The sequence below is a fragment of the Streptomyces sp. NPDC037301 genome, from assembly GCF_055602785.1.
The window spans coordinates 56,041-77,090 of sequence record NZ_JBVJWD010000012.1 but is presented as its reverse complement, the minus strand read 5'-3'; the positions used below and the strand labels follow the sequence as shown (position 1 = coordinate 77,090).

Sequence of the window (21,050 nt, the reverse complement as noted above, 5' to 3'; positions counted from 1 at the left end):
GCATGCGCGCACGCTACGGAGTACCCCTGAAAGTCACGGCAGTCGGCGCAGCGGTCGGCGCTGTCGGCCTCGCCTACGCCGCCGGGTTCGAGGCCCGCTCGTTCCGCCTGCGACGGGTCACCATCCCCGTACTCCCGTACGGGGCACGACCGTTGCGCGTACTCCAGGTCTCCGACATCCACATGGTGAGCGGCCAGCGCAAGAAGCGCGCCTGGCTGCAGTCGTTGGCCGGCCTGCGCCCGGACTTCGTCGTGAACACCGGCGACAACCTCTCGGACCCCGAGGCCGTACCCGAGCTGCTCGACGCGCTCGGTCCGCTGATGCAGTTCCCGGGTGTGTACGTCTTCGGCTCCAACGACTACTACGGCCCCAAGCTCCGCAACCCTGCCCGCTACCTCTTCGAGAAGGCCCGGGGCAAGCACGGCCTCAACGGGAACGCCCCCGCGGTCGGCGTCGTCCACAACCCGTGGGAGCCGATGCGCGACGCCTTCGACGAGGCGGGCTGGCTGGGCCTGTCCAACACCCGCGGCCGCCTCAAGGTCGACGGCCTGGAGATCGCCTTCACCGGCCTGGACGACCCACACATCAAGCGCGACCGCTACGCGGAGGTGGCGGGCGGCCCCGAGACGGGCGCCGACCTCTCCATCGGCGTGGTCCACGCCCCCTACCTGCGCTCCCTGGACGCCTTCACGGCGGAGGGGTACCCCCTGATCCTGGCCGGTCACACCCACGGCGGCCAGCTCTGCATCCCCTTCTACGGTGCCCTGGTCACCAACTGCGACCTGGACACGGACCGGGTCAAGGGCCTCTCCACCCACTCCGTCGAGGACCACCGCGCCTACCTCCACGTCTCCGCAGGCTGCGGCACCAACCGCTACACCCCGGTCCGCTTCGCCTGCCCGCCCGAGGCGACCCTGCTGACCCTGACGCCCCGGGACTGAGCACCCGCGGCCCCCCTCGCTCTCAGCAGCACATAAACCGGATTTCGTCTGCGGGCGCGGGTGGGCTAAAGTAATCGATGTCGCCGGGATACCGGCGGCGATCGGGGTGTAGCGCAGCTTGGCAGCGCGCTTCGTTCGGGACGAAGAGGTCGTGGGTTCAAATCCCGCCACCCCGACAGCTGAAATACCAGGTCAGGGGCCTGATCCACTAAGTGGATCAGGCCCCTGAGTGGTTTCCGGAGATCGTTTGGGAGAAATCCGGGAGAAGGCCTTGGTCGTGGTCTCCCCGAGGACAGCCTGCGGTCATCTGCGAAGTGAGGCGCTTGAAGGCAGCTGTACGTATGCCATCGCGAAGCCAGTTGCCGCTTTCGCCAACGGCCGAGTGTCGACTCAGCAACCAGCAGGCCAGTGCACTGCCGGCCTCGGTCATGGCGCGGCCACGGCAAGCCATGCGTTGCCGTGGCCGCCGAGTTTCAGGAGGTCCACCACTGCCGCCGTGGCAACGGGCTGCCGCCCGAGCAGAAGACACGGCGGTGGCCCGTTCAACGCCGACGGCCGGCGTTGCACGGGCTGGGCCTGCCGCACCCTCGGCCGACGCTAAGCCCCGGCCACCCGGGAAGGCTCCGCCGACGGAGCGCGCGCGGTCAAGCCGGCCCTGCGGCCCCAGGCCCGCTCTCCGAGCAGGGACATCGCGGCAGGCAGCAGCACACCACGTACAACGGTGGCGTCGATGAGGATGGCCAGTGCCATGCCGAGGCCCAGCATCTTGTACTCGATGGCGGACAAGGTCATGAAGACCGTGAAGACACCGGTCATGATGAGCGCCGCGCTGCTGACGACGCCCGCACTGGCCGCTATGCCTCCGACGACCGCCTCACGCGGCTCCGTGCCCGCGAGCCACCGTTCCCTGATCCGGCTGAGAATGAAGATGTGGTAGTCCATGCTCAGGCCGAACAGGATGATGAACATGAACAGCGGTAGCCAACTCACCACTCCACCGTAGGAGTTGAACCCCAGGAGCGACTCCAGGTTGCCGTCCTGGAAGACCAGGGTCAGCGCCCCGTAAGCAGCGCCGATGGACAGCAGATTGAGCAGGATCGAAGCCAGCGGGATGGTCCATGACCGGAACGTCACCGCGAGCAGGAGGAACGCGAGGCCGAGGATGAACGCGAGGACGATCGGGGTCCGGCTGTTCACCTGCTTCGCGAAGTCGTGCGGCATGGCGGTCTTGCCCGCGACCGCGTAGTCGACACCCTGCACCGTGCCGAGAGTGTTCATGATCCCCGGAGGTAAGGTCGGGGCGCTGATCGGCCGCAAACGCGCGTTCGTGATCGGTTGCAGCATCTACGGCTGCGGATCCCTCATCACGGCGCTCGCGCCCAACCTGCCTGTGTTGCTGCTCGGCTGGTCGTTCCTCGAGGGGGTCGGAGCGGCGCTCATCCTCCCCGCGATCGTGGCGCTCGTGGCCGGCAACTTCGCCACGGAACGTCGTCCTGCGGCCTACGGACTCGTCGCGGCAGCAGGGGCCGTGGCGATCGCGCTCGGGCCGCTCATCGGGGGTGTCGCCACGACGTACTTCTCGTGGCGGTGGGTCTTCGCCGGGGAGGTCTTGGTGGTCCTCGGCATCCTGGTGCTTGCCCGTCGCATCGCTGACGCCGCGAGCGACGAACGCCCGCGCATCGATCTCGTCGGCGCCGTGCTCTGCGCGCTCGGGCTCGGGATCTGCGTCTACGGGGTGCTCCGCTCGGACGAATGGGGCTGGTTCAGGCCGAAGCCCGACGCGCCTTCGTGGCTCGGGGTTTCCCTGGTCGTGTGGTTGATGCCGGCAGGGCTGCTTCTGGTCCGGCTCTTCCTCCGCTGGGAGGCCCGACTCGTGGAGCGGCGCAGGGAGCCGCTCATTCACCCATCCATGTTGGAGAACAAACAGCTCACCGGCGGGCTGACGATGTTCTTCTTCCAGTACCTCGTACAGATGGGCGTGTTCTTCGTCGTACCGCTCTATCTGTCGGTTGCCCTGGGCCTGTCCGCGCTCACGACCGGTGCCCGCCTCCTGCCGCTCTCGATCACGCTGCTGGCTGCCGCGGTCCTGATCCCACGCTTCTTCCCCGGCGTCTCGCCGCGACGCGTGGTGCGGCTCGGGGTTCTCGCGTTGCTCACGGGCGCCGCCGCCCTGATGGCCGCGCTCGATGCAGACGCCGGTGCGGAAATCGTCACCATCCCACTTCTGTTGATCGGGCTCGGCATGGGATCGCTGGCGTCCCAGCTCGGGTCAGTCACCGTGTCCGCAGTGCCGGAGCAACAGAGCGCAGAAGTCGGCGGCGTCCAGAACGCCGTCACCAACCTCGGCGCCTCGATCGGAACCGCACTCGCCGGGTCGATCATGATCGCCGCGCTCACGTCTTCGTTCCTGACCAACGTCGAACAGCATCCGGCGGTCCCGGCCGACGTCAAGAGCAAGGCGACCGTCGAGCTCCGAAGCGAAGCAACCTTCCTGTCGGACGCCCAGCTCAAGACCGCCCTCGAAGAGGCCGGCACAAGCACGGAGGTGACTCGGGCGACGCTCGACGCGAACGCCGAGGCGAGACTCGACGGCCTGCGCGTCGCACTCGCCATCCTCGCCCTCACCGCTCTCCTCGCGATGTTCTTCACCCACCGGATCCCGACGTCCCAACCCCGGTCGACGGAGCCATAGCCGCTGACACAGGTCACCCATCCAGTCGCCCCACCTTGCGCATCAAGCAATGCTGACGACCGTGCCCGCGCTCACCCCTGGTGTGGTACCAGAAGCCGTTGTGCTCAACGCCGAGGAGAACGCCTCGACCAGCCGGCGTGGGGCTCTTCCACGCATGGGTCGGGCCCAGGTGCGTGCCGTAGGCAACGGCGGAATCGTGCATCACAGCTCGCCCAGGATGCGCCGTCACGGCTCTGACCCCGGCTCACCGCGGCCCGGTTGGGGCAGGTCTTCCGCCCTCCCCCGTCGGACGTTTCTACTTCCTTACGGGGCGACGGGCTGTGCTCGTCAGGGCCTACGCCTCGGCGACCTTGGCCGTGAAGGCATCCAGATTGCCCGCCATGCGCTCGAGGCGCTCGTCCAGCGTCAGGGACTCCTCGTACCGCCCGGAACGCAGCTTCGGCTGCCGCTTGCCCCGCAGATACAGGGGGCAGGCGAGGTCCGCGCAGATGTAGACACCGACCGTGTTGCCCTCGCGGCCCTGGGCGCCCGCCAAGGGGGCAGCGAGCAGGGTGACTCCGGAGGAGGCGTGATTTGTCAGACAGATCTGGCACATGCTGGACTTCATGGCACTGGTTCGCCTCACGGAGGGTATGCGCAGAGATATCCCCAGCGGACCCTGTGCCCGTGGCACCACGAGGTGTGCCCGCAGCGGCGCTCCCGGATCCACCCATCCCAGGAAGTCCAGGTCCTCCCAGGGCAGTTCGGCGAAGTCGAGCGGCAGCCGAAGCCTCGCCGCCTCACCCTTGGTGCAATTCACGAAGGATGAGCGGATCTGTTTCTCACTGAGCGGTTCCACGGGCATCGACCCTATGTCCGCCCCGACAGGCCCGCATCTCAATATTCGAGCGGTCCGCCGGACAGGACCCGCATCGCCCATGGGCTTTCTCCCGGACCCGGCGGAGCACGTCCGGCGTGGAGGGGGCGGGTGCTCAAGGCAACAGCACCCGGCCCGCCACCCCGCCCGGCGTGCGGCGGGCCGGCCCGGCCTGGACAGCCACGGCTCACGCACGTACGGCCGGCAGAAGAGCGAGATGATGAGGCCTGCCGACCTCCTCGGAGCACCCGGCAAACCCGAGCAGCGCCTGCGCGAGGCCCTCTCCATCCCCCACGCCACCGCGGAACGCCTGTCCCCGCTCCGGCCGGTGCGCCCAGGGTCGCCGCCCGCCCTCGTCATGCACGGCACCGAGGACCGCGTCGTACCCATCGACCGGGCACGCCGCTTCCGCGACCGGATGACCACCGAGGGCAACCACTGCCGCCTCGTGGAGTACTCGGGAGCGGGCCACGGCTTCTTCAGCTCGGACACGGACGGACGCTACGACGCAACGGTCGAGGAAGCGGTCGGCTTTCTCCTGGGCGGTGCCCCGCCGGCGGATGCCCCTGCAACGCGGATCTGATCCGTGAAGGGACGGATACCCGGCTTGCGGCCGGTCCCTCCCGCCTGCGTCGGCATAAGCGCGCTCGACAGCGAGAGCCCGAGATGCACCGTTCGCACTCAAATGCGAATCTGGTACTGGCCCATCGTCCGATATCCGCTACAGGAGGCACGATCGTGGGCAAGAAGCAGAGTCGGCAGAACCGAGGTGCCCGCACCGGCGGCCACGAACGCAGTGCTGCTCCGGAGACGAAGGAACAGCCGACGCAGCCAAGGGCCGCCCAGGACACGGTGCACTCGATCTCGGAACAGGTCTCCCACCGGAAGCAGCGGAGGTTCGGCCACAACTGACCCTCGTAGATCTACGACAACCGCCCTCTGTGGTGGCAACCCCAACGCGGGGTTGCCACCACAGAGGGCGGTTGTCGTCAGGGCCTACGGTCGGCCGTCCGCCGGCCCGGAGCGGTCCCGGAACAGTCCTTGATGGCTTCTTCACAGGTTCTTCATGGGCGCGGCCCTGCATTCGTCGCCGTCCGGCCGGAGCGGGAGCCGGGCGACGGCCAATGTGCGAGAAAGAGCATGTCCTCCTCCGTGGTGCGTGCCGTGAGCAGCGGGATGGAGACCTGGGATTCGGCGCGCAGGATCCGGCATACGTCGAGGCCGTCGACATTCGGCATCGTCACATCGAGCACGATGAGGTCGGGCCGGGAGGACCTTGACCGGTCGATCGCCGAGCGGCCGTCGGCGACGATCTGGACCTCGTTCCCCTCACGCCCCGGACAGATGCCTGTCAACCGCGCCTGCTTCACGTCGTCCTCGGCAACCAGTACGCGCGCGCTCAACGAGACTCCTCGTCCGGGCTCCGTCGTGACAGGGGTACCAGTATCCGTATGAGCCGCTGACGCGGAGTCGGACTCCGGCAGCGGATCCCGGATCGCGCAGGGCGGATGATGGCATGTCATGCGGCGTCCCTCGCGAGCCTGTTCAGGCGCCGACGACCGGTCGCGCGGGGGCCGGGCCCCGCACCACAGGGGCCGCAGCACGGGGCCCCGCCGCCGCCCGAACACTCAGGTCCCGCACGGAGATTCAGGCACCCCGAGAGGTTTGTCTACGCGCGGAGCCATCGCGACCGAACGATCATTCGGGCATATCAGACCAGTTCTTACGCGGCTATTACCGGCGAGTACCAACAGCTGCTAGAAACGTGGCGCTCAATCAACCCCCCACCCACCCCCCACACTTCGGAGGGCTGACAGCCATGTCAGTACGGAGATTCTGGGCGTCCGCATCCACTCTGGTCCTCGCCGCCGTGGCCGCTCTGGGCGTCGCCCAGCCGGCCTCGGCATCCTCGGCCGCCGCCGGCGGGTACGTCGCACTCGGCGACTCGTACTCGTCCGGCGTCGGCGCGGGGAGCTATCTCTCCGACAGCGGCGACTGCCGTCGCAGCACCAACGCCTACCCCTACCTCTGGGCAGCTGCGAACTCACCTTCCTCTTTCGCCTTCGTCGCCTGTTCGGGCGCCACGACGAGTTCGGTGACCGGCAGCCAGCTGGGCGCACTGAGCTCGTCCACCGGCCTGGTCAGCGTCACGGCGGGCGGCAATGACGTGGGCTTCGCCGATGTCATGCAGGACTGCGTGCTGTCCAGCGAGGCCACCTGCCTGAGCAGCGTGAGCTCGGCCGTGTCGCAGATGCAGAACTCACTTCCGTCCGGCCTGAGTTCGCTCTACGGCTCCATCCGGTCACGGGCCCCGCAGGCACATGTCGTGGTGCTGGGATACCCGCGCTTCTACCAGCTGAGCGGCAGCTGCATCGCCGGGCTCTCGGAGAAGGAGCGGGCGGCCATCAACAGCGCGTCCGACGTCCTGAACGGTGTCATCGCCAAGCAGGCGGCCGACGCCGGGTTCACCTTCTCCAGCGTGGCGGACGAGTTCACCGGGCATGAGCTGTGCTCCGGTGACGCATGGCTCAACAGTGTGACGCTCCCCGTCTACAACTCGTACCACCCCAAGGCCGCCGGACAGTCGGGCGGCTATCTTCCGGCCTTCCGCTCGGCCGCGTAGGACGCGGACGACGGAGGTGCAGAAGCGCGGCGGGCCGCCGGGATGTTCCGGCCGCCCACCGCGCTTCTGTTGCGTTCAGGCGCGGGCATATTGCCTCGGGCGAAGGCGATGTCGCTTCACGCGCGGGCGTGTCGCTTCAGGCGCGGGCAGCGGCGTCCCGCCGGTGCAGGGCGAGGGCGGTCGCAGCGGCGACTACGGCGGTGGCTGCGGCCACCCACCAGCCGTGCCGGAATGCGTCGAGCGCCTCGGCCGGTCCGTCAGGGGCGCCGAGCAGCGTCCCGGCGTTTTCGCTGCCCGGCCGGCCGTGCTCGGCCGCCGCCGCGCTGCATGTGGTGGGTGAGAAACGGGCGCTGCTCGCGGTGCGCGAGATCTTCTTCGGCAACCACCGGTTCGAGGCGATCGCCCGCAACACCGGCGCACCCCGGGACCGCCTCGCGGCCCGGCTGCGCTCACTGGAGCAGGCAGGGGTGGTCGAGCGGCGGCCCTACAACGAACGGCCGCCGCGCTACGAGTACCACCTGACCGAGTCCGGTCGTGATCTCGCGCCGGTGATCCGGGCCCTGCTGGACTGGGGCGACCGGTGGGTGCTGGAGGAGCAGCCGGTGGTCATGATCCATGAACCGGCGGCGGAGGGTGTCCCAGTCGCGGTTGTCGGCCGCCTCCAGTGCGTTTTTACCGCGGTGCGCAGATCAGCAGTCGTGGTCATGGTTCGAGTCTGAACCCCACCACTGACAACGGGCCTTGAGTGTCGGTCTTCGGTCAGGAGCCGGCCGGGCGCGACGCCTTGACCGAGTACATCAGCGGGATGCGCGGACGGTCGGCGGAGAAGCGGTAGAAGCCGTCGCCGTGCCGCTCCAGCGCCGAGAAGCGGGCGAAGAGCGAGACGTCGTGCTCGTGCAGGAACTCGATCCGCAGCCCGGCGGCGGCCAGCGCCGACACCACGTCGCCGATCGGGTGCTGCCATTCGACGCTGCGGTTGTGGACGGTCGGTGCGTCGAAGTCCGCGTAAGTGCCAGGCGTCTCGTCCACCCATGCGTCGCGGCTGAAGTAGTCGTGGACGACCTTCGCGCCGGTCGAGTCGTCGAGGCAGTCCGTGAGCGGATGGAACTCCGCGAGGTAGAGGAAGCCGCCGGGCGCCACGAGCGATGCGGCGGTCTCGGCCCAGCGCCGGGTGTCGGGCAGCCAGTTCAGCGCGCCGACGCCGGTGTAGACGATGTCGTACGACGAGTCCGGGACGGCCTGCGCGGCGTCATGGACATCGGCGGCGACGAACGCTGCCCGGTCCTGGGTGAACCCCAGCTCGCGGGCCAGCCCGCGCGCGGTCTCCACGGCCGGTTCGGAGAAGTCCAGACCGACGACGTGTGCGGCGCCGTGCCGGGCCCAGGAGAGGGTGTCGACCCCGATGTGGCACTGCAGATGCAGCAGCGACTTGCCCGTGACGTCCCCGACCTCGGCGAGTTCGAAGTCGCGCAGGGCATCCTTGCCGGCGCGGAAGGAATCCAGGTCGTAGAAGTCGCTCCCGGCGTGGATGGGGACCCGCTCGTCCCAGTGCGCACGGTTGGCCTCGTGCCAGTCGGCAGGGGTCGGTGCATTCATGCCCGGGAGGTTATCCACAGCCTGCGGGCGATGCGAACGAATTGTCGGCGTTCCGGCGCAGAATGGGGGACATGACTGAGATCACTGACTCGACGGCCCCCACCGCACCGGCGACCGATTCCGTACCGGAGTGGGAGCAGCGTTTCCGGGCGCCACGGGTGTCGTTGCCCGACTGGGCGGAGGATGCGCCGGACCGCGCGCTGTTCGTCTCCAATGCCACGGGGACGTACGAGCTGTACGCATGGGACCGCGAGACCGGCAAGCAGCGCCAGGTGACCGACCGGCCGAACGGGACGACTGACGGTGTGCTGACACCGGACGGCGAGTCGGTCTGGTGGTTCAGCGACACCGACGGGGACGAGTTCGGGGTGTGGATGCGCCAGCCGTTCCACGGCGGCGAGGGCGAGGAGGCGGTGGACGAGCCGGCGGCACCCGGTCTCGGTGCCTCGTACCCGGCCGGGCTCGCGATCGGGCGTGACGGTACGGCGGTGGTCGGCCGTTCGACCGACGAGGACGGGACGACGATCCATGTCGTACGGCCCGGGGCCGCGCCCGTCGAGATCTACCGCCACCGCGAGTCGGCGGGCGTCGGTGACCTGTCGTACGACGGGACGCTGATCGCCCTGGAGCACACCGAGCACGGCGATGCGATGCACTCCGCGCTGCGCGTGGTGCGGCCCGACGGGTCGACGGTCGCCGAGCTGGACGACACCGAGGGCGGTACGAAGGAGCTGGGCCTGTCCGTGCTGGGCTTCGCCCCCGTCGCGGGGGACACGAGGCTGCTGGTCGGGCATCAGCGGCGGGGCCGCTGGGAGCCGATGATCTGGGATCCGATGACGGGCACGGAGACGGACCTCGCGATCGACCTGCCCGGTGATGTGGGCGCCGAGTGGTATCCGGACGCCTCCGCGCTGCTGATCGTGCACGGCTTCGAGGCCCGCAGCGACCTGTGGCGGTACGAGCCTGGGGCGGGCAGCGCCCCCGTCCGGGTGGATACCCCCGCGGGTTCGGTGTCGGGAGCCACGGCCCGGCCCGACGGCACAGTGGAGTACCTGTGGTCGTCGGCGGCGCAGCCGCCCGTCATCCGGTCCACCTCGGGTGCGGTGGTGCTCGATCCGCCCGGCTTGAAGGCTCCGGCGTCCGTGCCGGTGGAGGATGTGTGGGTGGACGGGCCCGGGGGCCGCGTCCACGCTCTCGTGCAGCGGCCGGCCGGCCCGGCGGAGGGCCCGTTTCCCACCGTCTTCGAGATCCACGGCGGCCCTACCTGGCACGACAGCGACGCCTTCGCCTCCGGCCCCGCCGCCTGGGTGGACCACGGCTACGCGGTCGTCCGGGTCAACTACCGCGGCTCCACCGGATACGGCCGCGCCTGGACGGACGCGCTCAAGCACCGGGTCGGTCTGATCGAGCTGGAGGACATCGCCGCGGTACGGAAGTGGGCGGTGAAGTCCGGGCTTGCGGACCCGGCGAAGCTGGTCCTGGCCGGTGGCTCCTGGGGCGGCTATCTGACTTTGCTCGGCCTCGGTACGCAGCCGGACGACTGGGCCCTGGGCCTGGCGGCGGTCCCGGTCGCCGACTACGTCACGGCGTATCACGACGAGATGGAGGACCTGAAGGCGATGGACCGCACCCTGCTGGGCGGCACGCCGGAGGAGGTTCCCGAGCGTTTCGAGGCCTCGTCCCCGCTGACGTACGTCGACGACGTGCGGGCGCCGGTCTACATCTCGGCGGGCGTCAACGACCCGCGCTGCCCGATCCGCCAGGTCGAGAACTACGTGGACCGGCTGAAGGGCCGTGACGCGGTGCACGAGGTCTACCGGTACGACGCGGGACACGGTTCGCTCGTCGTGGAGGAGCGGATCAAGCAAGTCCGGCTGGAACTCGACTTCGCCCAGCGCCACCTGGCCACGGGTAGCGCCCCCGCCTCTTCGAGCCTGTCCGGCGAATAGGGGCGTCTGTCCCTCCTGCACGAATCCCGCGCGAAACCACCGCCACAGGCCATCGTGAGCCTTTCCGGCGATCGAGGACGGACCGCCGACCCGCCCGATCCGCTCGGGCGGGCCGATTCGAGCCCGTCCGGCGATCGAGGACAAAGCGGTGGCCCGGCGAGCAACCCGCGAGGTCGGGATGCCGAGCCGGACGCCGATGACCGGCAGCCCCGTCGGCACTCGGACGCGCCCCACCCGGCACCCCGCTCCGGGCGACCGGAGCGGAGACCGTACCGTGGAGGGGTGTACCGGTTCCTGCTGACCCCGCGATGGTGGGGGATCAACCTCTTCGTCGTGCTGGCCATCCCGTTCTGCATCTTCATGGGCACCTGGCAGCTCGGCCGCTTCGAGGACCGCGTGCAGACGCACGACGCCGCCGAGAAGCAGCCCGCTCCGGGCACGAGGGCGGCCAAGCCGATCGACGACCTCCTGCCCGTCGACACGGTGACCTCGGGCCGCCCCGCCACCGCCACCGGCCGGTACGCCGACCAGTTCCTGGTACCCGGCCGGGAGTTGGACGACAAGAGCGGCTTCTATGTCCTGAACATGCTCCGCACGGACGGCGGCAAGGCCCTGCCGGTGGTGCGCGGCTGGCTGCCCGGCCGGCCCGGCCAGACCGCCGTGCCCGCCGCACCGACCGGCGAGGTCACGGTGACCGGCGACCTCCAGGCGTCCGAGAACGCCGGCACCGCGGGCGTCGACGCGGCGGGTGGGCTCCCGGACGGTCAGCTCGGCATGATCAGCGCCGCGTCCCTGGTCAACCTCGTCCCGTACGACGTCTACGACGCATGGGTGACGCTCCAGGACGCCGGCTCCAGCGGCGCGCTGCGTCCCGTACCGGCCGCCGTACCGCAGGGCACCGGGCTCGATCTGAAGGCCTTCCAGAACCTCGGCTACACCGGCGAGTGGTTCGTCTTCGCCGGGTTCGTGCTCTTCATGTGGTTCCGGTTGGTCCGCCGCGAGGCCGAAGCGACGCGTGACCTGAAGCTGGGCCTCGTCGACGGCGCGGATTCGAATGCGGACACGGATGCAGATGCGGGCAAGGATGCGGGCACGAACACCGGCCCCACCGATCCCGCCGGCTCCAACGTGAGCGCCGGCACGGCCTGAGACAGACACCTGAGACACGCATGCGTGAGGGGGCCCGCCGAATCGACCGGCAGGCCCCCTCACGCATGCGTCGTACGCCGCCGCCCCTGCGTCACGTCGCGGGGGCCAGCACCCCGGTCCGGTAGATCGTGCCCGCGCAGGCGTTGGGGATCTCCGTCTCCGCGACCGGCGCCCCCGCCTCCGGCGTGTGCGTCACGGCAACGCTGCCGTCCAGCGCCCCGCCGCCGTCCTCGCTGCCGAGCTGCGCAGCCGTATCCGAAGTCCCGTCAGTGGTACCGGTACCGGCGGCAGCGGCTCCGCCCGCGCCGCCCGCGCCGCCCGCGCCGTCCGTCGGTGTCGGGCTCGGTGAACCTCCGGAGGTCGGACATGTGTCCTTCGGCACCCAGGCGAACTTCACCTCGTACGCCATGGACGGTTTCAGCAGCACTGTCCCCTGCTCCTGCGAGGGGTCGGGCAGTCCGGCCGCCGCGTCACCCGCGGTGTGCTGGACGATCGTGATCTTGGCCGGGTCGGCCGCGCCCATCGCCTGGAAGCCCACGCTGCCGCTACTGCTCACCGAACAGTCCGTGCCGGAGACATTGGCGATCCGGAACGTGCCGTACACCGTGCCGTCGGCCCCCGCCGCGCCCGTCTCGGCCGAGGCGACACCGAGCTGACCCGGATCGCAGGTCGGCATGGAGGCCACCGCGGAGTTGTCCGGGTCGGCGACCCCGCCGACCAGGTTGCCACCGGCGCCCTGGCCACGGCTGTCGGACGGACTGCTCGTGCTCGTCGGCTGGTTCCTGGCGCCGTCGGCCTGCCCGTCGGCGCTGCCGCCGCTGCTCTTCCCGCCGGCTCCGGAGTCGTTGTCGGTGCCGCTGCCGCCCTGCGCCTGCTCACCGTGTCCGGCTATCGCGGGGTCGGCGGTGCTCGAACCGTCGGAGTTCGCGACATGGACGAAGGCGGGGACCGCCGTGCCGATGAGCAGCGCCGCTGCCGCCATACCGACGACAGCCTGCCGCCGCCTGGCGCGCCGGGTGGGCAACGCGCGGTACAGATGGTCGAGAGTGCCGTCGCGGGGTTCGATGTGCTGGACGGCTCCGCGCAGCATGCGGCGCAACACGGCCTCGTCCATGTCCGGGCCGCCGCCGCCCCCCGAACCGGAACCCGCGCCCGGGCCCTCGCCGAAGAGGCTGCTCAGCCCCCCGAGCTCGGCCGTCTCAGCGGCTGCGTCGCCCTCACAGAGGTCACCCGCGCCTCCCACGGACGCGAGGTCCCGATCCGCGAGGCCCCGATCCGCTTGATCCGTACCCGAGTTCGCGTCCGGCTTCACGTCCGGGTTCACATGCGAGGCGCTCTCCGGCCCGTCGTTCACAATTCCGTTTCCAGTCCGGTCAATCCGATGCTCACGCTCGTGGCTGTTCTCGTTCCTGCGGAAGCGCCGACTCATGCCTGCGCCTCCATCACGACGCGCAGCGCCGCGATCCCACGGGAGCCGTAGGCCTTGACCGAGCCCAGGGATACGCCCAGCGTCTCGGCCACCTGAGCCTCCGTCATGTCCGCGAAGTAACGCAGCACCAGCACCTCCCGCTGGCGCCGTTGCAGCCCCCGCATCGCTTTGATCAGCGCGTCCCGCTCCAACTGGTCGTACGCGCCCTCTTCCGCGCTCGCCATGTCCGGCATGGGCTTGGACAGCAGCTTCAGCCCGAGGATGCGGCGGCGCAGCGCGGAGCGCGACAGATTGACGACGGTCTGGCGCAGATACGCGAGTGTCTTCTCGGGGTCCCGTACCCGGCTGCGCGCCGAGTGCACGCGGATGAACGCCTCCTGCACGACGTCCTCACATGAGGCGGTGTCGTCCAGGAGCAGAGCCGCGAGGCCCAGCAGCGAACGGTAGTGGGCCCGATAGGTCTCGGTGAGATGGTCGACCGTGGTTCCGGCAGCCACGCTGTCCTCAGCGCCCTCGCGCTGTGACGGCAGCCGTGCGGGACGTGCAGCGGGCATGGGCGCAATCACCGGCATACCGCCGGGCGCGCGGGGCCGTCTGAGCGGACGCACCGAAGCGCCGCGCAAGGGGCCCACCACTGTGATATCGAGAACCTCTGCCACGCCAGTTGGACACGTTTCCCCCCGTCAGGGTTGTACGCGCGCGGCACCGCGTTCGCCGCAGTGCGACATGCCCTCATACGTACCTGCTCTTCCACAAATGCCCCGAATATGCGCCCCGCCGTGCAAGAAGTGACCGCATAGACGCGTGCCCTCCGGCCGACGGTTGCACCAGGCCGAAAGGTCATCGTCGGATACCCCGACACCCCAGCTCAAGAGGTTGAGACCTTCAACTTGCTCACAGGGCATTCACAGAGAGTACAAAACAGGTTCGAATCAGACCCGGGGAAATTCGGCAGCCACCGATTCGGCGATCTGCGCCACGTTCAACGCCGCTCCCTTGCGGAGGTTGTCGCCGCAGACGAACAGTTCCAGGCCCCTCGGATCGTCCAGTGACCTGCGCACCCGTCCGACCCAGGTCGGATCGGTGCCGACGACGTCGGACGGTGTCGGGAAGTCCCCCGCCGCCGGGCTGTCGTAGAGCACGACGCCCGGTGCCGTCGCCAGGATCTCGTGGGCCCGGTCGACCGCGATCTCGTTCTCGAACCGTGCGTGCACAGACATCGAGTGCGTCGCGATGACGGGTACGTAGACACAGGTCGCCGCCACCCGCAGGCTCGGCAGGTCCAGGACCTTGCGGCACTCCTCGCGGATCGCCAGTTCCTCCGACGACCAGCCGCCCCCGGCCTCGCTCCCGGCCCAGGGCACCACATTGAGGGCCACCGGCGCGGCAAAGGGGCTGCCTTCCGTGTCCCCCAGGGCCCGGCGTACGTCCCCGGGCTGCGTACCCAGTTCCGTACCGGCCACCATCGACAGTTGTTCGCGCAGCGCCGCGACACCGTCCCGGCCCGCCCCGCTCACCGCCTGGTACGAGGAGACGACCAGTTCCCGTACCCCGAATTCGGCGTGCAGCGCGCCGACCGCGACGATCAGCGAGAGTGTCGTGCAGTTCGGGCTCGCGACGATGCCGCGCGGTCTGATCCGCGCGGCATGCGGATTGATCTCGGGCACGACCAGCGGAACGTCCGGGTCCAGCCGGAACGCGGCGGAGTCGTCGATGACGACCGTGCCCTTGGAGGCGGCGATCGGCGCCCACTGCGCGGAGACGGCGTCGGGCACCAGGAACAGCGCCACGTCGACGTCGTCGAAGACGTCCTCGGTGAGTTCGAGGACTTCGCTCTCCTCGCCGCGCACGACCAGCTTGCGGCCGGCCGAACGCGACGAGGCGATCAGTTTCACCTCGCCCCAGACATCCGCGTGCTGCGAAAGGATCTGGAGCATGACACCGCCGATCGCCCCGGTCGCTCCGACGACCGCGAGCGAAGGACGGCGGGCGGTCATCGGCCGGTGCCCCCGTAGACGACGGCCTCGTCGGAATCGCTGTCGAGACCGAAGGCGGTATGCACGGCGCGCACGGCCTCGTTGACGTCGTCGGCGCGGGTGACCACCGAGATGCGGATCTCGGACGTCGAGATGAGCTCGATGTTCACACCGGCGTCCGACAGCGCCTCGAAGAAGCCCGCCGTGACACCCGGGTTGGTCTTCATGCCGGCGCCGACCAGGGAGATCTTCGCGATCTGGTCGTCGTAGCGCAGCGACTCGAAGCCGATGGTGCCGCGGTTGCGCTCCAGGGCGTCGATGGCCTTGCGGCCCTCGGACTTCGGCAGCGTGAACGAGATGTCGGTCAGACCGGTCGACGCGGCGGAGACGTTCTGCACCACCATGTCGATGTTGACTTCCGCGTTCGCGATGGCGCGGAAGATCGCGGCGGCCTCGCCCGGCTTGTCGGGCACGCCGACGACGGTGATCTTGGCCTCGGAGACGTCATGGGCGACTCCGGAGATGATCGCGTGCTCCACCTTCTGGTCCCCTTGCGGCTCGTTGCTGACCCAGGTTCCGCGCAGTCCGGAGAAGGACGAGCGGACGTGGATCGGGATGTTGTAGCGGCGTGCGTACTCCACGCACCGGTGCAGCAGCACCTTGGAGCCGGACGCGGCCAGCTCCAGCATGTCCTCGAAGGAGATCCAGTCGATCTTCCGGGCCTTCTTCACGACCCGCGGGTCGGCGGTGAAGACACCGTCCACATCGGTGTAGATCTCACAGACCTCGGCATCCAGCGCGGCCGCGAGCGCGACCGCGGTGGTGTCGGACCCGCCGCGGCCGAGGGTGGTGATGTCCTTCTTGTCCTGGGACACACCCTGGAACCCCGCGACGATCGCGATGTTCCCCTCGTCCAGCGCCGTACGGATACGGCCCGGCGTCACATCGATGATGCGCGCTTTGTTGTGGACCGAGTCGGTGATGACGCCTGCCTGGCTACCTGTGAACGACTGGGCCTCGTGGCCCAGGTTTTTGATCGCCATCGCCAGCAGGGCCATGGAGATCCGTTCTCCGGCGGTCAGCAGCATGTCGAACTCGCGCCCGGCAGGGATCGGGGATACCTGCTCGGCGAGATCGATCAACTCGTCCGTCGTGTCGCCCATCGCTGACACCACGACAACCACCTGGTTGCCGTTCTTCTTGGCATCGACGATTCGCTTGGCGACGCGCTTGATGCCTTCGGCATCGGCTACGGAGGAGCCTCCGTACTTCTGCACGACAAGGCCCACGTGCGCTCCTCGCTCAGTCCATTACTGCGGTCGACTCAGTTTAACGAGCAGTCCGGAAACGCCCCGCCGATATCACATGGTGAGATGTCCCGCTCAACACGTGATCATCGGTGTGTCGCCCCGAACTGCTCGTACGGGGCTGCTGCCCGCCGATCGGGCCCTTACTCCCGTATGTGGCCTGGCCCACACGCGCGGCGAGCCGGGTCCGCAATCCATGAGCCACCCACCTCCAGCGTGGACCGGAACCTTACGGTCCGCCCTTCGGGGGCCCCCGCCATGCGTAAGCCACTCCGCGCGCTCCCCGTACTTCCTGGCCCTGTCCGCCGCCCTCCTGGCCGCCACGCCCGCCCACGCGGGCGGTCGCCCCGCTCGCCTCGTCACGGTCGATGTCGGCGCGGCAGGATCGAGCGCTTTCGATCTCGTTCGGCAAGACCCCGGTTGGTGTTGGCGCACCGCCGGGGTCGTCCGTTTTTCGGATTGCGGGTTCCTCAACCCGAACCCGGAACGCGCACACGCTGTGCCGCAAGCGGATCACGGAACGTCACTCGCACGTGTGTGCAAGGGACTTGGGAGGGTGGGTGGGATCGAGCCCGAACGCGCGGTGGCACTGCCACAGACCGGACAACGTGACACTCGGACGTCGAGTGTCACGTTGCCGTGAAGGGTGGGTGGGCGCCGGGCGCTACTGCACCGGTCGCAGCCCCAGCGGTCCCGCGATCTCCTCAGCCATCACGCGTCCCGCCTCCTCGGCCAGCTCGTCGTCGGCGGTCTCCGAGTCCGTGTCCAGGCCGTCCAGCTCCTGGAGGGGCTGGTTGAGGCGGATGTGGGCGATGAGGGACTGGAGGGCGCGCAGAGTGGCGGATGCGGTGGAGCCCCAGTTGGAGAAGTAGGAGAACTGCCACCACCACAGGGCCTCGGTCGTGCGGTCCTCTTCGTAGTGGGCCAGACCGTGGCGCAGGTCGGTGACCAGGTCGGCCAGGTCGTCGGAGATACGGGCCGGCACCGGGGCCTTGCGGGGCTCGTACGGGTCGAAGACCTCGGAGTAGACGTCGATCGGCTCCAGCAGGGCGGCGAACCGCTCGCGCAGGCCGTCGGCGTCCGGCTCGGCGCCCAGATCCGGCTCGTAGCGCTCGTCGGGGACGATGTCCTCGTACGCACCGAGCCTGCCGCCCGCCAGCAGCAGCTGGGAGATCTGGAGCAGCAGGACGGGGACGGCCTCCTCCGGCTCCTCGACCTTGGACACCTCGGTGACCGCGACGATGAACGTCTTGATCTGGTCGGCGATCTGGACGGCGAAGTCGTCCGGGTCCTGCGTGACGGAGTTCAGCGTGGCGTCAGACATCGAGGGGACCTCCCGTGGGCACGGTCGCGAACGGTGAGTAGAACATAGCGTCGCTGAACGTAAAGCCGTCGTGAGCCGATGCAAGAACATCGGACGTCGTCATCGTGGAGGCGTCAGACATCGAGCAGGCGCCTCCCCTCGAAGGCGCGGCCCAGGGTGACCTCGTCCGCGTACTCCAGGTCGCCGCCCACCGGCAGGCCGCTGGCCAGCCTGGTGACCCGCAGGCCCATCGGCTTGACCATCCGCGCCAGGTACGTCGCGGTGGCCTCACCCTCCAGGTTGGGGTCGGTCGCCAGGATCAGCTCCGTGATCGAGCCGTCGGCGAGACGGGCGAGCAGCTCGCGGATACGCAGATCGTCGGGGCCGACGCCCTCGATCGGGCTGATCGCGCCGCCGAGCACGTGGTACCGGCCCCGGAACTCACGGGTCCGCTCGATCGCGACGACATCCTTCGGCTCCTCGACCACACAGATGACCGTCTGGTCGCGGCGCGCGTCGCGGCAGATGTTGCACTGTTCCTGCTGGGCGACATTGCCGCAGACCGAACAGAACCGGACTTTGTCCTTGACCTCCAGGAGGGCATGGGCAAGGCGGCGCACATCGGTCGGCTCGGCCTGCAGGATGTGGAAAGCGATCCGCTGCGCGCTCTTGGGACCGACGCCGGGCAGCCTGCCCAACTCGTCGATGAGGTCCTGAACCACGCCTTCGTACAACGGAACGCCTTCCTGGAATGAGCTATGAATACAACTTACGAGTTCGGATCGCAGGCCAGAAGAGATCTGAAGGATCAGAAGCGTCAGAAGGGGAGGCCGGGCATGCCGCCCAGACCCTGGGCCAGCGGGCCCAGCTTCTGCTGCTGGAGCTGCTGCGCGTTCTCGTTCGCTGCCTGGACTGCGGCGACGACGAGGTCCGCGAGCGTCTCGGTGTCCTCCGGGTCGACGGCCTTGGGGTCGATCACCAGAGCACGGAGCTCGCCGGAGCCGGTCACGGTCGCCTTCACCAGACCGCCACCCGCCTGACCCTCGACCTCGGTCCTGGCCAATTCCTCCTGGGCCGCGGCGAGATCCTGCTGCATCTTCTGGGCCTGCTGCAGCAGCTGCTGCATATTGGGCTGACCACCACCGGGAATCACGGCTACTCCTGGCAATTCGACGACAAAATGTTTCGGTACGCCGAGCCTACGTGGTCACCGCGCAGCGCGCCCCACCCACTGGCGAGCAACTCTTTCGAGTGAGTTTCGGGCAACGTCGGCGAGACTCCTATACCTGATCACAGACCCTGTACACCCGGGAATACCGCGATTTCGACCCCACGGCCCACCATTCGGCGGTAGGAAGGGCATGCGCTCAGGACACACAGGCGCACCGCTCGTCACGCAAGGTTACGTACGCGGGACAGTCGGCCACGCCGGAGAGCAGTGATCAGCCCACCGTCGAACACACCGCCACACATCAGGCGTCGCTACGCAGAATGCAGAGGAGTACCCCGGTGAGTCAGCCGGAGATGCAGCCCGAAGGGCCGCCCCGCAACGAGCCCGGTTCGACCGGCTCGGGCTCCGGCGCACACGGCCGGGGTGCGCGGGGCCGGGATCTGACCGGCACGCCGTTCCCGCTCGGCGACTGGGGCGAACCCGCCGAACGCCTCGACGAGCTGTACCGCTGGGTCGAGGCCGATGCGCTGCACACCGCCGGCTGGTATCTGCGCGACCGGGTGTGGAAGCGGCGCGGGGCCAGGGCGCTGCGGATCGGCACGGCGGCCGGGGCGGTGGCGGGCGCCGCGCTGCCGTTGCTCGATCTCACCGGGGCGCTGGGCGGGGCGGCGGGCTGGGGCTATCTGTCGCTGCTGCTGGGCGCCGCGTGCATGGCGTGCGACCGGTACTTCGGCCTGACCTCGGGCTGGATAAGAAACATCGCCACCGCCCAGGCCGTGCAGCGGCGCCTTCAGGTGCTGCAGTTCGACTGGGCGTCGGAGTGCGTGCGGGAGGTGCTCGGCCCGACCGAGGGGACGGCCAGCGAGGCCGCCGAGCGGTGTCTGGGGGTGCTGCGGCGGTTCTCGGAGGACATCACGGAGCTCGTACGGACCGAGACCGCGGACTGGATGGTGGAGTTCCGGGCCGGGCCCGCGCCGATGGGGATGCAGGCGCTGTCGTCGGGCAGCGGGGGCGGCGGCCGTACGGACCAGGGGGCGCCGCCGGGGCGGTTCCCGATGCAGACGATGGCCAGGCCGAACATGCCGCGGCAGCGGCCTCCGGAGTCCCCCCGGTGATCCCGCCACGGTGACCCTGGAGGCGCGTGACCGTCTTGATGCCTGTACTCGTACCTGTACCGGCACCTGCACGGGAACCGGTACCGGTATCCGATCAGCTGAAGATGATCATGGAACCTTGGGCGAGGCTGCGGGTGGCCGCCGCGTGCAGGCCCAGCCAGACGTGCCGCTCACGGGCGAACGGACTGCCGTCGTACGGAATCGGGCCCGCCGACTCCTCCAGCGAGGTCGGTGCGGCGGGCGGCAGCGGGGCGGCCGGCGGGTTCGCCGGGTCGATGCCGATGGACGGGGCGACGAACGCCAGCTCCCGCAGCAGCCCGTGCGCGGAGCCGAGCGGGCCGCCGCCCTCCAGCAGGTCGTCGTTGGAGAGCGGGACGGCGAAGTCCAGCGGAACGTACGCCCCCGCATGGTCGTAGTGCCAGACCAGGTGGGACTGCTGGGCCGCCGCCCCGAACATCTCCAGCAACTGCTCGTAATCCCCGCCCAGTTCGTCGACGGGCGTGACGGCGAGGCCGCTGAGCTGGAGCAGATAGGCGCGGCGCAGGAAGTGCAGTGCGTCGTAGTCGAAGCCCGCGACCGGGGCGACCTCGCCGTTCAGGCCCGGCATGTAGGCGTACACGGGGACGGGCGGCAGTCCGGCCTCACCCAATGCCTTGTCGTAGACGGCTATCTCTTCGGCGAACGGGTTGTCGGCGCTGTGGCACAGCACATCGACGAGGGGGACCAGCCACAGGTCACAGGCCACGAAGTCTCGCTCTCCCACGGGTACGCATCGGAATATTCACAACGGTCGGGACAGCGTAATGCGGCGGGCTCGTCGCGCACAGTGGCCGGTGGTTACGGGTAGGGGCCGGTCGTGGCCCGAGGCCCCGGCCGACGCGGTCGGCGCGTGGGTGCTGCGGCTCCTGACGCGCGGTCAGCGCGTAGGAGTCTCTGGCTCCTG

At 69.4% G+C, this 21,050-nt stretch carries 20 protein-coding genes, 1 tRNA gene and 2 pseudogenes; 10 read left to right on the top strand and 13 right to left on the bottom strand.

Annotated features, from left to right (window positions below):
- Window positions 1-2 precede the first annotated feature (2 nt).
- Window positions 3-941 (top strand): metallophosphoesterase, encoded by a 939-nt coding sequence (locus ACZ7IB_RS20575; RefSeq protein ID WP_470914260.1) that lies wholly within the window; start codon window positions 3-5, stop codon window positions 939-941.
- A 102-nt stretch (window positions 942-1,043) separates the two neighbouring features.
- Window positions 1,044-1,117, top strand: a tRNA-Pro gene (locus ACZ7IB_RS20570).
- A 421-nt stretch (window positions 1,118-1,538) separates the two neighbouring features.
- Here the strand turns inward: ACZ7IB_RS20570 and ACZ7IB_RS20565 are convergent.
- On the bottom strand, window positions 1,539-2,219 hold the full coding sequence (locus ACZ7IB_RS20565) for an MMPL family transporter (RefSeq protein WP_470914259.1): 681 nt from the start codon (window positions 2,217-2,219) through the stop codon (window positions 1,539-1,541).
- On the opposite strand from ACZ7IB_RS20565, the pseudogene ACZ7IB_RS20560 reads away from it, so the two are divergent.
- A pseudogene (locus ACZ7IB_RS20560) lies at window positions 2,203-3,633 on the top strand (MFS transporter); the annotation flags it as partial. The gene ACZ7IB_RS20565 and the pseudogene ACZ7IB_RS20560 overlap by 17 nt on opposite strands.
- 334 nt (window positions 3,634-3,967) lie before the next feature.
- Here ACZ7IB_RS20560 and ACZ7IB_RS20555 read toward each other — a convergent pair.
- On the bottom strand, window positions 3,968-4,471 hold the full coding sequence (locus tag ACZ7IB_RS20555) for an FBP domain-containing protein (RefSeq protein ID WP_470914257.1): 504 nt from the start codon (window positions 4,469-4,471) through the stop codon (window positions 3,968-3,970).
- A gap of 235 nt (window positions 4,472-4,706) precedes the next feature.
- Between ACZ7IB_RS20555 and ACZ7IB_RS20550 the strand changes: the two genes are divergently transcribed.
- Together ACZ7IB_RS20550 and ACZ7IB_RS20545 are read left to right on the top strand one after the other, a co-directional pair.
- Window positions 4,707-5,072 (top strand): alpha/beta hydrolase, encoded by a 366-nt coding sequence (locus tag ACZ7IB_RS20550; protein WP_470914255.1) that lies wholly within the window; start codon window positions 4,707-4,709, stop codon window positions 5,070-5,072.
- Window positions 5,073-5,227: 155 nt separating this feature from the next.
- Window positions 5,228-5,401: a hypothetical protein gene (locus tag ACZ7IB_RS20545; RefSeq protein ID WP_470914253.1), complete on the top strand. Its 174-nt coding sequence runs from the start codon at window positions 5,228-5,230 to the stop codon at window positions 5,399-5,401.
- Between the two features lie 224 nt (window positions 5,402-5,625).
- Here ACZ7IB_RS20545 and ACZ7IB_RS20540 read toward each other — a convergent pair.
- Window positions 5,626-5,892, bottom strand: a pseudogene (locus ACZ7IB_RS20540) (response regulator); the annotation flags it as partial.
- Between the two features lie 416 nt (window positions 5,893-6,308).
- On the opposite strand from ACZ7IB_RS20540, the gene ACZ7IB_RS20535 reads away from it, so the two are divergent.
- The gene (locus ACZ7IB_RS20535; protein ID WP_470914251.1) at window positions 6,309-7,112 is read left to right on the top strand and encodes an SGNH/GDSL hydrolase family protein; all 804 of its coding nucleotides are present in this window, start codon (window positions 6,309-6,311) and stop codon (window positions 7,110-7,112) included.
- 136 nt (window positions 7,113-7,248) lie between these two features.
- Here ACZ7IB_RS20535 and ACZ7IB_RS20530 read toward each other — a convergent pair whose 3' ends face one another.
- Window positions 7,249-7,494: a hypothetical protein gene (locus ACZ7IB_RS20530; RefSeq protein WP_470914249.1), complete on the bottom strand. Its 246-nt coding sequence runs from the start codon at window positions 7,492-7,494 to the stop codon at window positions 7,249-7,251.
- Between ACZ7IB_RS20530 and ACZ7IB_RS20525 the strand changes: the two genes are divergently transcribed.
- A complete protein-coding gene (locus tag ACZ7IB_RS20525; protein WP_470914245.1) occupies window positions 7,472-7,831 on the top strand; it encodes a winged helix-turn-helix transcriptional regulator in 360 nt (119 codons plus the stop codon). The two genes, ACZ7IB_RS20530 and ACZ7IB_RS20525, sit on opposite strands and share 23 nt — an antisense overlap.
- 40 nt (window positions 7,832-7,871) lie before the next feature.
- Here ACZ7IB_RS20525 and ACZ7IB_RS20520 read toward each other — a convergent pair whose 3' ends face one another.
- Window positions 7,872-8,708, bottom strand: a complete 837-nt coding sequence (locus tag ACZ7IB_RS20520; RefSeq protein ID WP_470914242.1) for a class I SAM-dependent methyltransferase — start codon at window positions 8,706-8,708, stop codon at window positions 7,872-7,874.
- A gap of 71 nt (window positions 8,709-8,779) precedes the next feature.
- Between ACZ7IB_RS20520 and ACZ7IB_RS20515 the strand changes: the two genes are divergently transcribed.
- Both ACZ7IB_RS20515 and ACZ7IB_RS20510 read left to right on the top strand, forming a co-directional pair.
- Complete coding sequence (locus ACZ7IB_RS20515; RefSeq protein WP_470914240.1) at window positions 8,780-10,657, top strand: S9 family peptidase; 1,878 nt, start codon at window positions 8,780-8,782, stop codon at window positions 10,655-10,657.
- 282 nt (window positions 10,658-10,939) lie between these two features.
- The gene (locus tag ACZ7IB_RS20510) at window positions 10,940-11,806 is read left to right on the top strand and encodes an SURF1 family protein (protein WP_470914237.1); all 867 of its coding nucleotides are present in this window, start codon (window positions 10,940-10,942) and stop codon (window positions 11,804-11,806) included.
- A 91-nt stretch (window positions 11,807-11,897) separates the two neighbouring features.
- Here the strand turns inward: ACZ7IB_RS20510 and ACZ7IB_RS20505 are convergent, their stop codons facing one another.
- The 7 genes from ACZ7IB_RS20505 to ACZ7IB_RS20475 all read right to left on the bottom strand — a co-directional run bounded on the left by ACZ7IB_RS20505 (window position 11,898) and on the right by ACZ7IB_RS20475 (window position 18,974).
- Entirely contained in the window at window positions 11,898-13,235 is a 1,338-nt protein-coding gene (locus ACZ7IB_RS20505) for a hypothetical protein (RefSeq protein ID WP_470914234.1), read from the bottom strand.
- Window positions 13,232-13,807, bottom strand: coding sequence for a SigE family RNA polymerase sigma factor (locus ACZ7IB_RS20500; protein ID WP_470914232.1), 576 nt, complete (start codon window positions 13,805-13,807; stop codon window positions 13,232-13,234). Before ACZ7IB_RS20500 ends, ACZ7IB_RS20505 begins: the two co-directional genes overlap by 4 nt.
- A gap of 360 nt (window positions 13,808-14,167) precedes the next feature.
- Window positions 14,168-15,232: an aspartate-semialdehyde dehydrogenase gene (locus tag ACZ7IB_RS20495; protein WP_470914231.1), complete on the bottom strand. Its 1,065-nt coding sequence runs from the start codon at window positions 15,230-15,232 to the stop codon at window positions 14,168-14,170.
- The gene (locus ACZ7IB_RS20490; RefSeq protein WP_266360279.1) at window positions 15,229-16,500 is read right to left on the bottom strand and encodes an aspartate kinase; all 1,272 of its coding nucleotides are present in this window, start codon (window positions 16,498-16,500) and stop codon (window positions 15,229-15,231) included. Before ACZ7IB_RS20490 ends, ACZ7IB_RS20495 begins: the two co-directional genes overlap by 4 nt.
- 682 nt (window positions 16,501-17,182) lie before the next feature.
- Window positions 17,183-17,842, bottom strand: coding sequence for a DUF5063 domain-containing protein (locus ACZ7IB_RS20485; RefSeq protein ID WP_093899341.1), 660 nt, complete (start codon window positions 17,840-17,842; stop codon window positions 17,183-17,185).
- A 113-nt stretch (window positions 17,843-17,955) separates the two neighbouring features.
- Window positions 17,956-18,555: a recombination mediator RecR gene (gene recR / locus ACZ7IB_RS20480; protein WP_093899342.1), complete on the bottom strand. Its 600-nt coding sequence runs from the start codon at window positions 18,553-18,555 to the stop codon at window positions 17,956-17,958.
- 83 nt (window positions 18,556-18,638) lie between these two features.
- Window positions 18,639-18,974 carry a YbaB/EbfC family nucleoid-associated protein gene (locus ACZ7IB_RS20475; RefSeq protein WP_266365457.1) on the bottom strand — a complete coding sequence of 112 codons (336 nt, stop codon included), beginning with the start codon at window positions 18,972-18,974 and terminating at the stop codon, window positions 18,639-18,641.
- A 356-nt stretch (window positions 18,975-19,330) separates the two neighbouring features.
- Here ACZ7IB_RS20475 and ACZ7IB_RS20470 point away from each other — a divergent pair, with 356 nt between their 5' ends.
- Window positions 19,331-20,107 carry an SLATT domain-containing protein gene (locus tag ACZ7IB_RS20470; RefSeq protein WP_470914227.1) on the top strand — a complete coding sequence of 259 codons (777 nt, stop codon included), beginning with the start codon at window positions 19,331-19,333 and terminating at the stop codon, window positions 20,105-20,107.
- A gap of 94 nt (window positions 20,108-20,201) precedes the next feature.
- Here the strand turns inward: ACZ7IB_RS20470 and ACZ7IB_RS20465 are convergent, their stop codons facing one another.
- Window positions 20,202-20,852 carry a hypothetical protein gene (locus ACZ7IB_RS20465; protein WP_470914498.1) on the bottom strand — a complete coding sequence of 217 codons (651 nt, stop codon included), beginning with the start codon at window positions 20,850-20,852 and terminating at the stop codon, window positions 20,202-20,204.
- Window positions 20,853-21,050: the final 198 nt, after the last annotated feature.

Excerpts from the sequence above, each read along its gene's own strand:
- ACZ7IB_RS20575 (WP_470914260.1), top strand. The coding sequence starts at position 3 with ATGCGCGCACGCTACGGAGTACCCCTGAAAGTCACGGCAGTCGGCGCA.
- ACZ7IB_RS20565 (WP_470914259.1), bottom strand. The coding sequence starts at position 2,219 with ATGAACACTCTCGGCACGGTGCAGGGTGTCGACTACGCGGTCGCGGGC.
- ACZ7IB_RS20550 (WP_470914255.1), top strand. The coding sequence starts at position 4,707 with ATGATGAGGCCTGCCGACCTCCTCGGAGCACCCGGCAAACCCGAGCAG.
- ACZ7IB_RS20535 (WP_470914251.1), top strand. The coding sequence starts at position 6,309 with ATGTCAGTACGGAGATTCTGGGCGTCCGCATCCACTCTGGTCCTCGCC.
- ACZ7IB_RS20520 (WP_470914242.1), bottom strand. The coding sequence starts at position 8,708 with ATGAATGCACCGACCCCTGCCGACTGGCACGAGGCCAACCGTGCGCAC.
- ACZ7IB_RS20515 (WP_470914240.1), top strand. The coding sequence starts at position 8,780 with ATGACTGAGATCACTGACTCGACGGCCCCCACCGCACCGGCGACCGAT.
- ACZ7IB_RS20505 (WP_470914234.1), bottom strand. The coding sequence starts at position 13,235 with ATGAGTCGGCGCTTCCGCAGGAACGAGAACAGCCACGAGCGTGAGCAT.
- ACZ7IB_RS20500 (WP_470914232.1), bottom strand. The coding sequence starts at position 13,807 with ATGCCGGTGATTGCGCCCATGCCCGCTGCACGTCCCGCACGGCTGCCG.
- ACZ7IB_RS20495 (WP_470914231.1), bottom strand. The coding sequence starts at position 15,232 with ATGACCGCCCGCCGTCCTTCGCTCGCGGTCGTCGGAGCGACCGGGGCG.
- ACZ7IB_RS20485 (WP_093899341.1), bottom strand. The coding sequence starts at position 17,842 with ATGTCTGACGCCACGCTGAACTCCGTCACGCAGGACCCGGACGACTTC.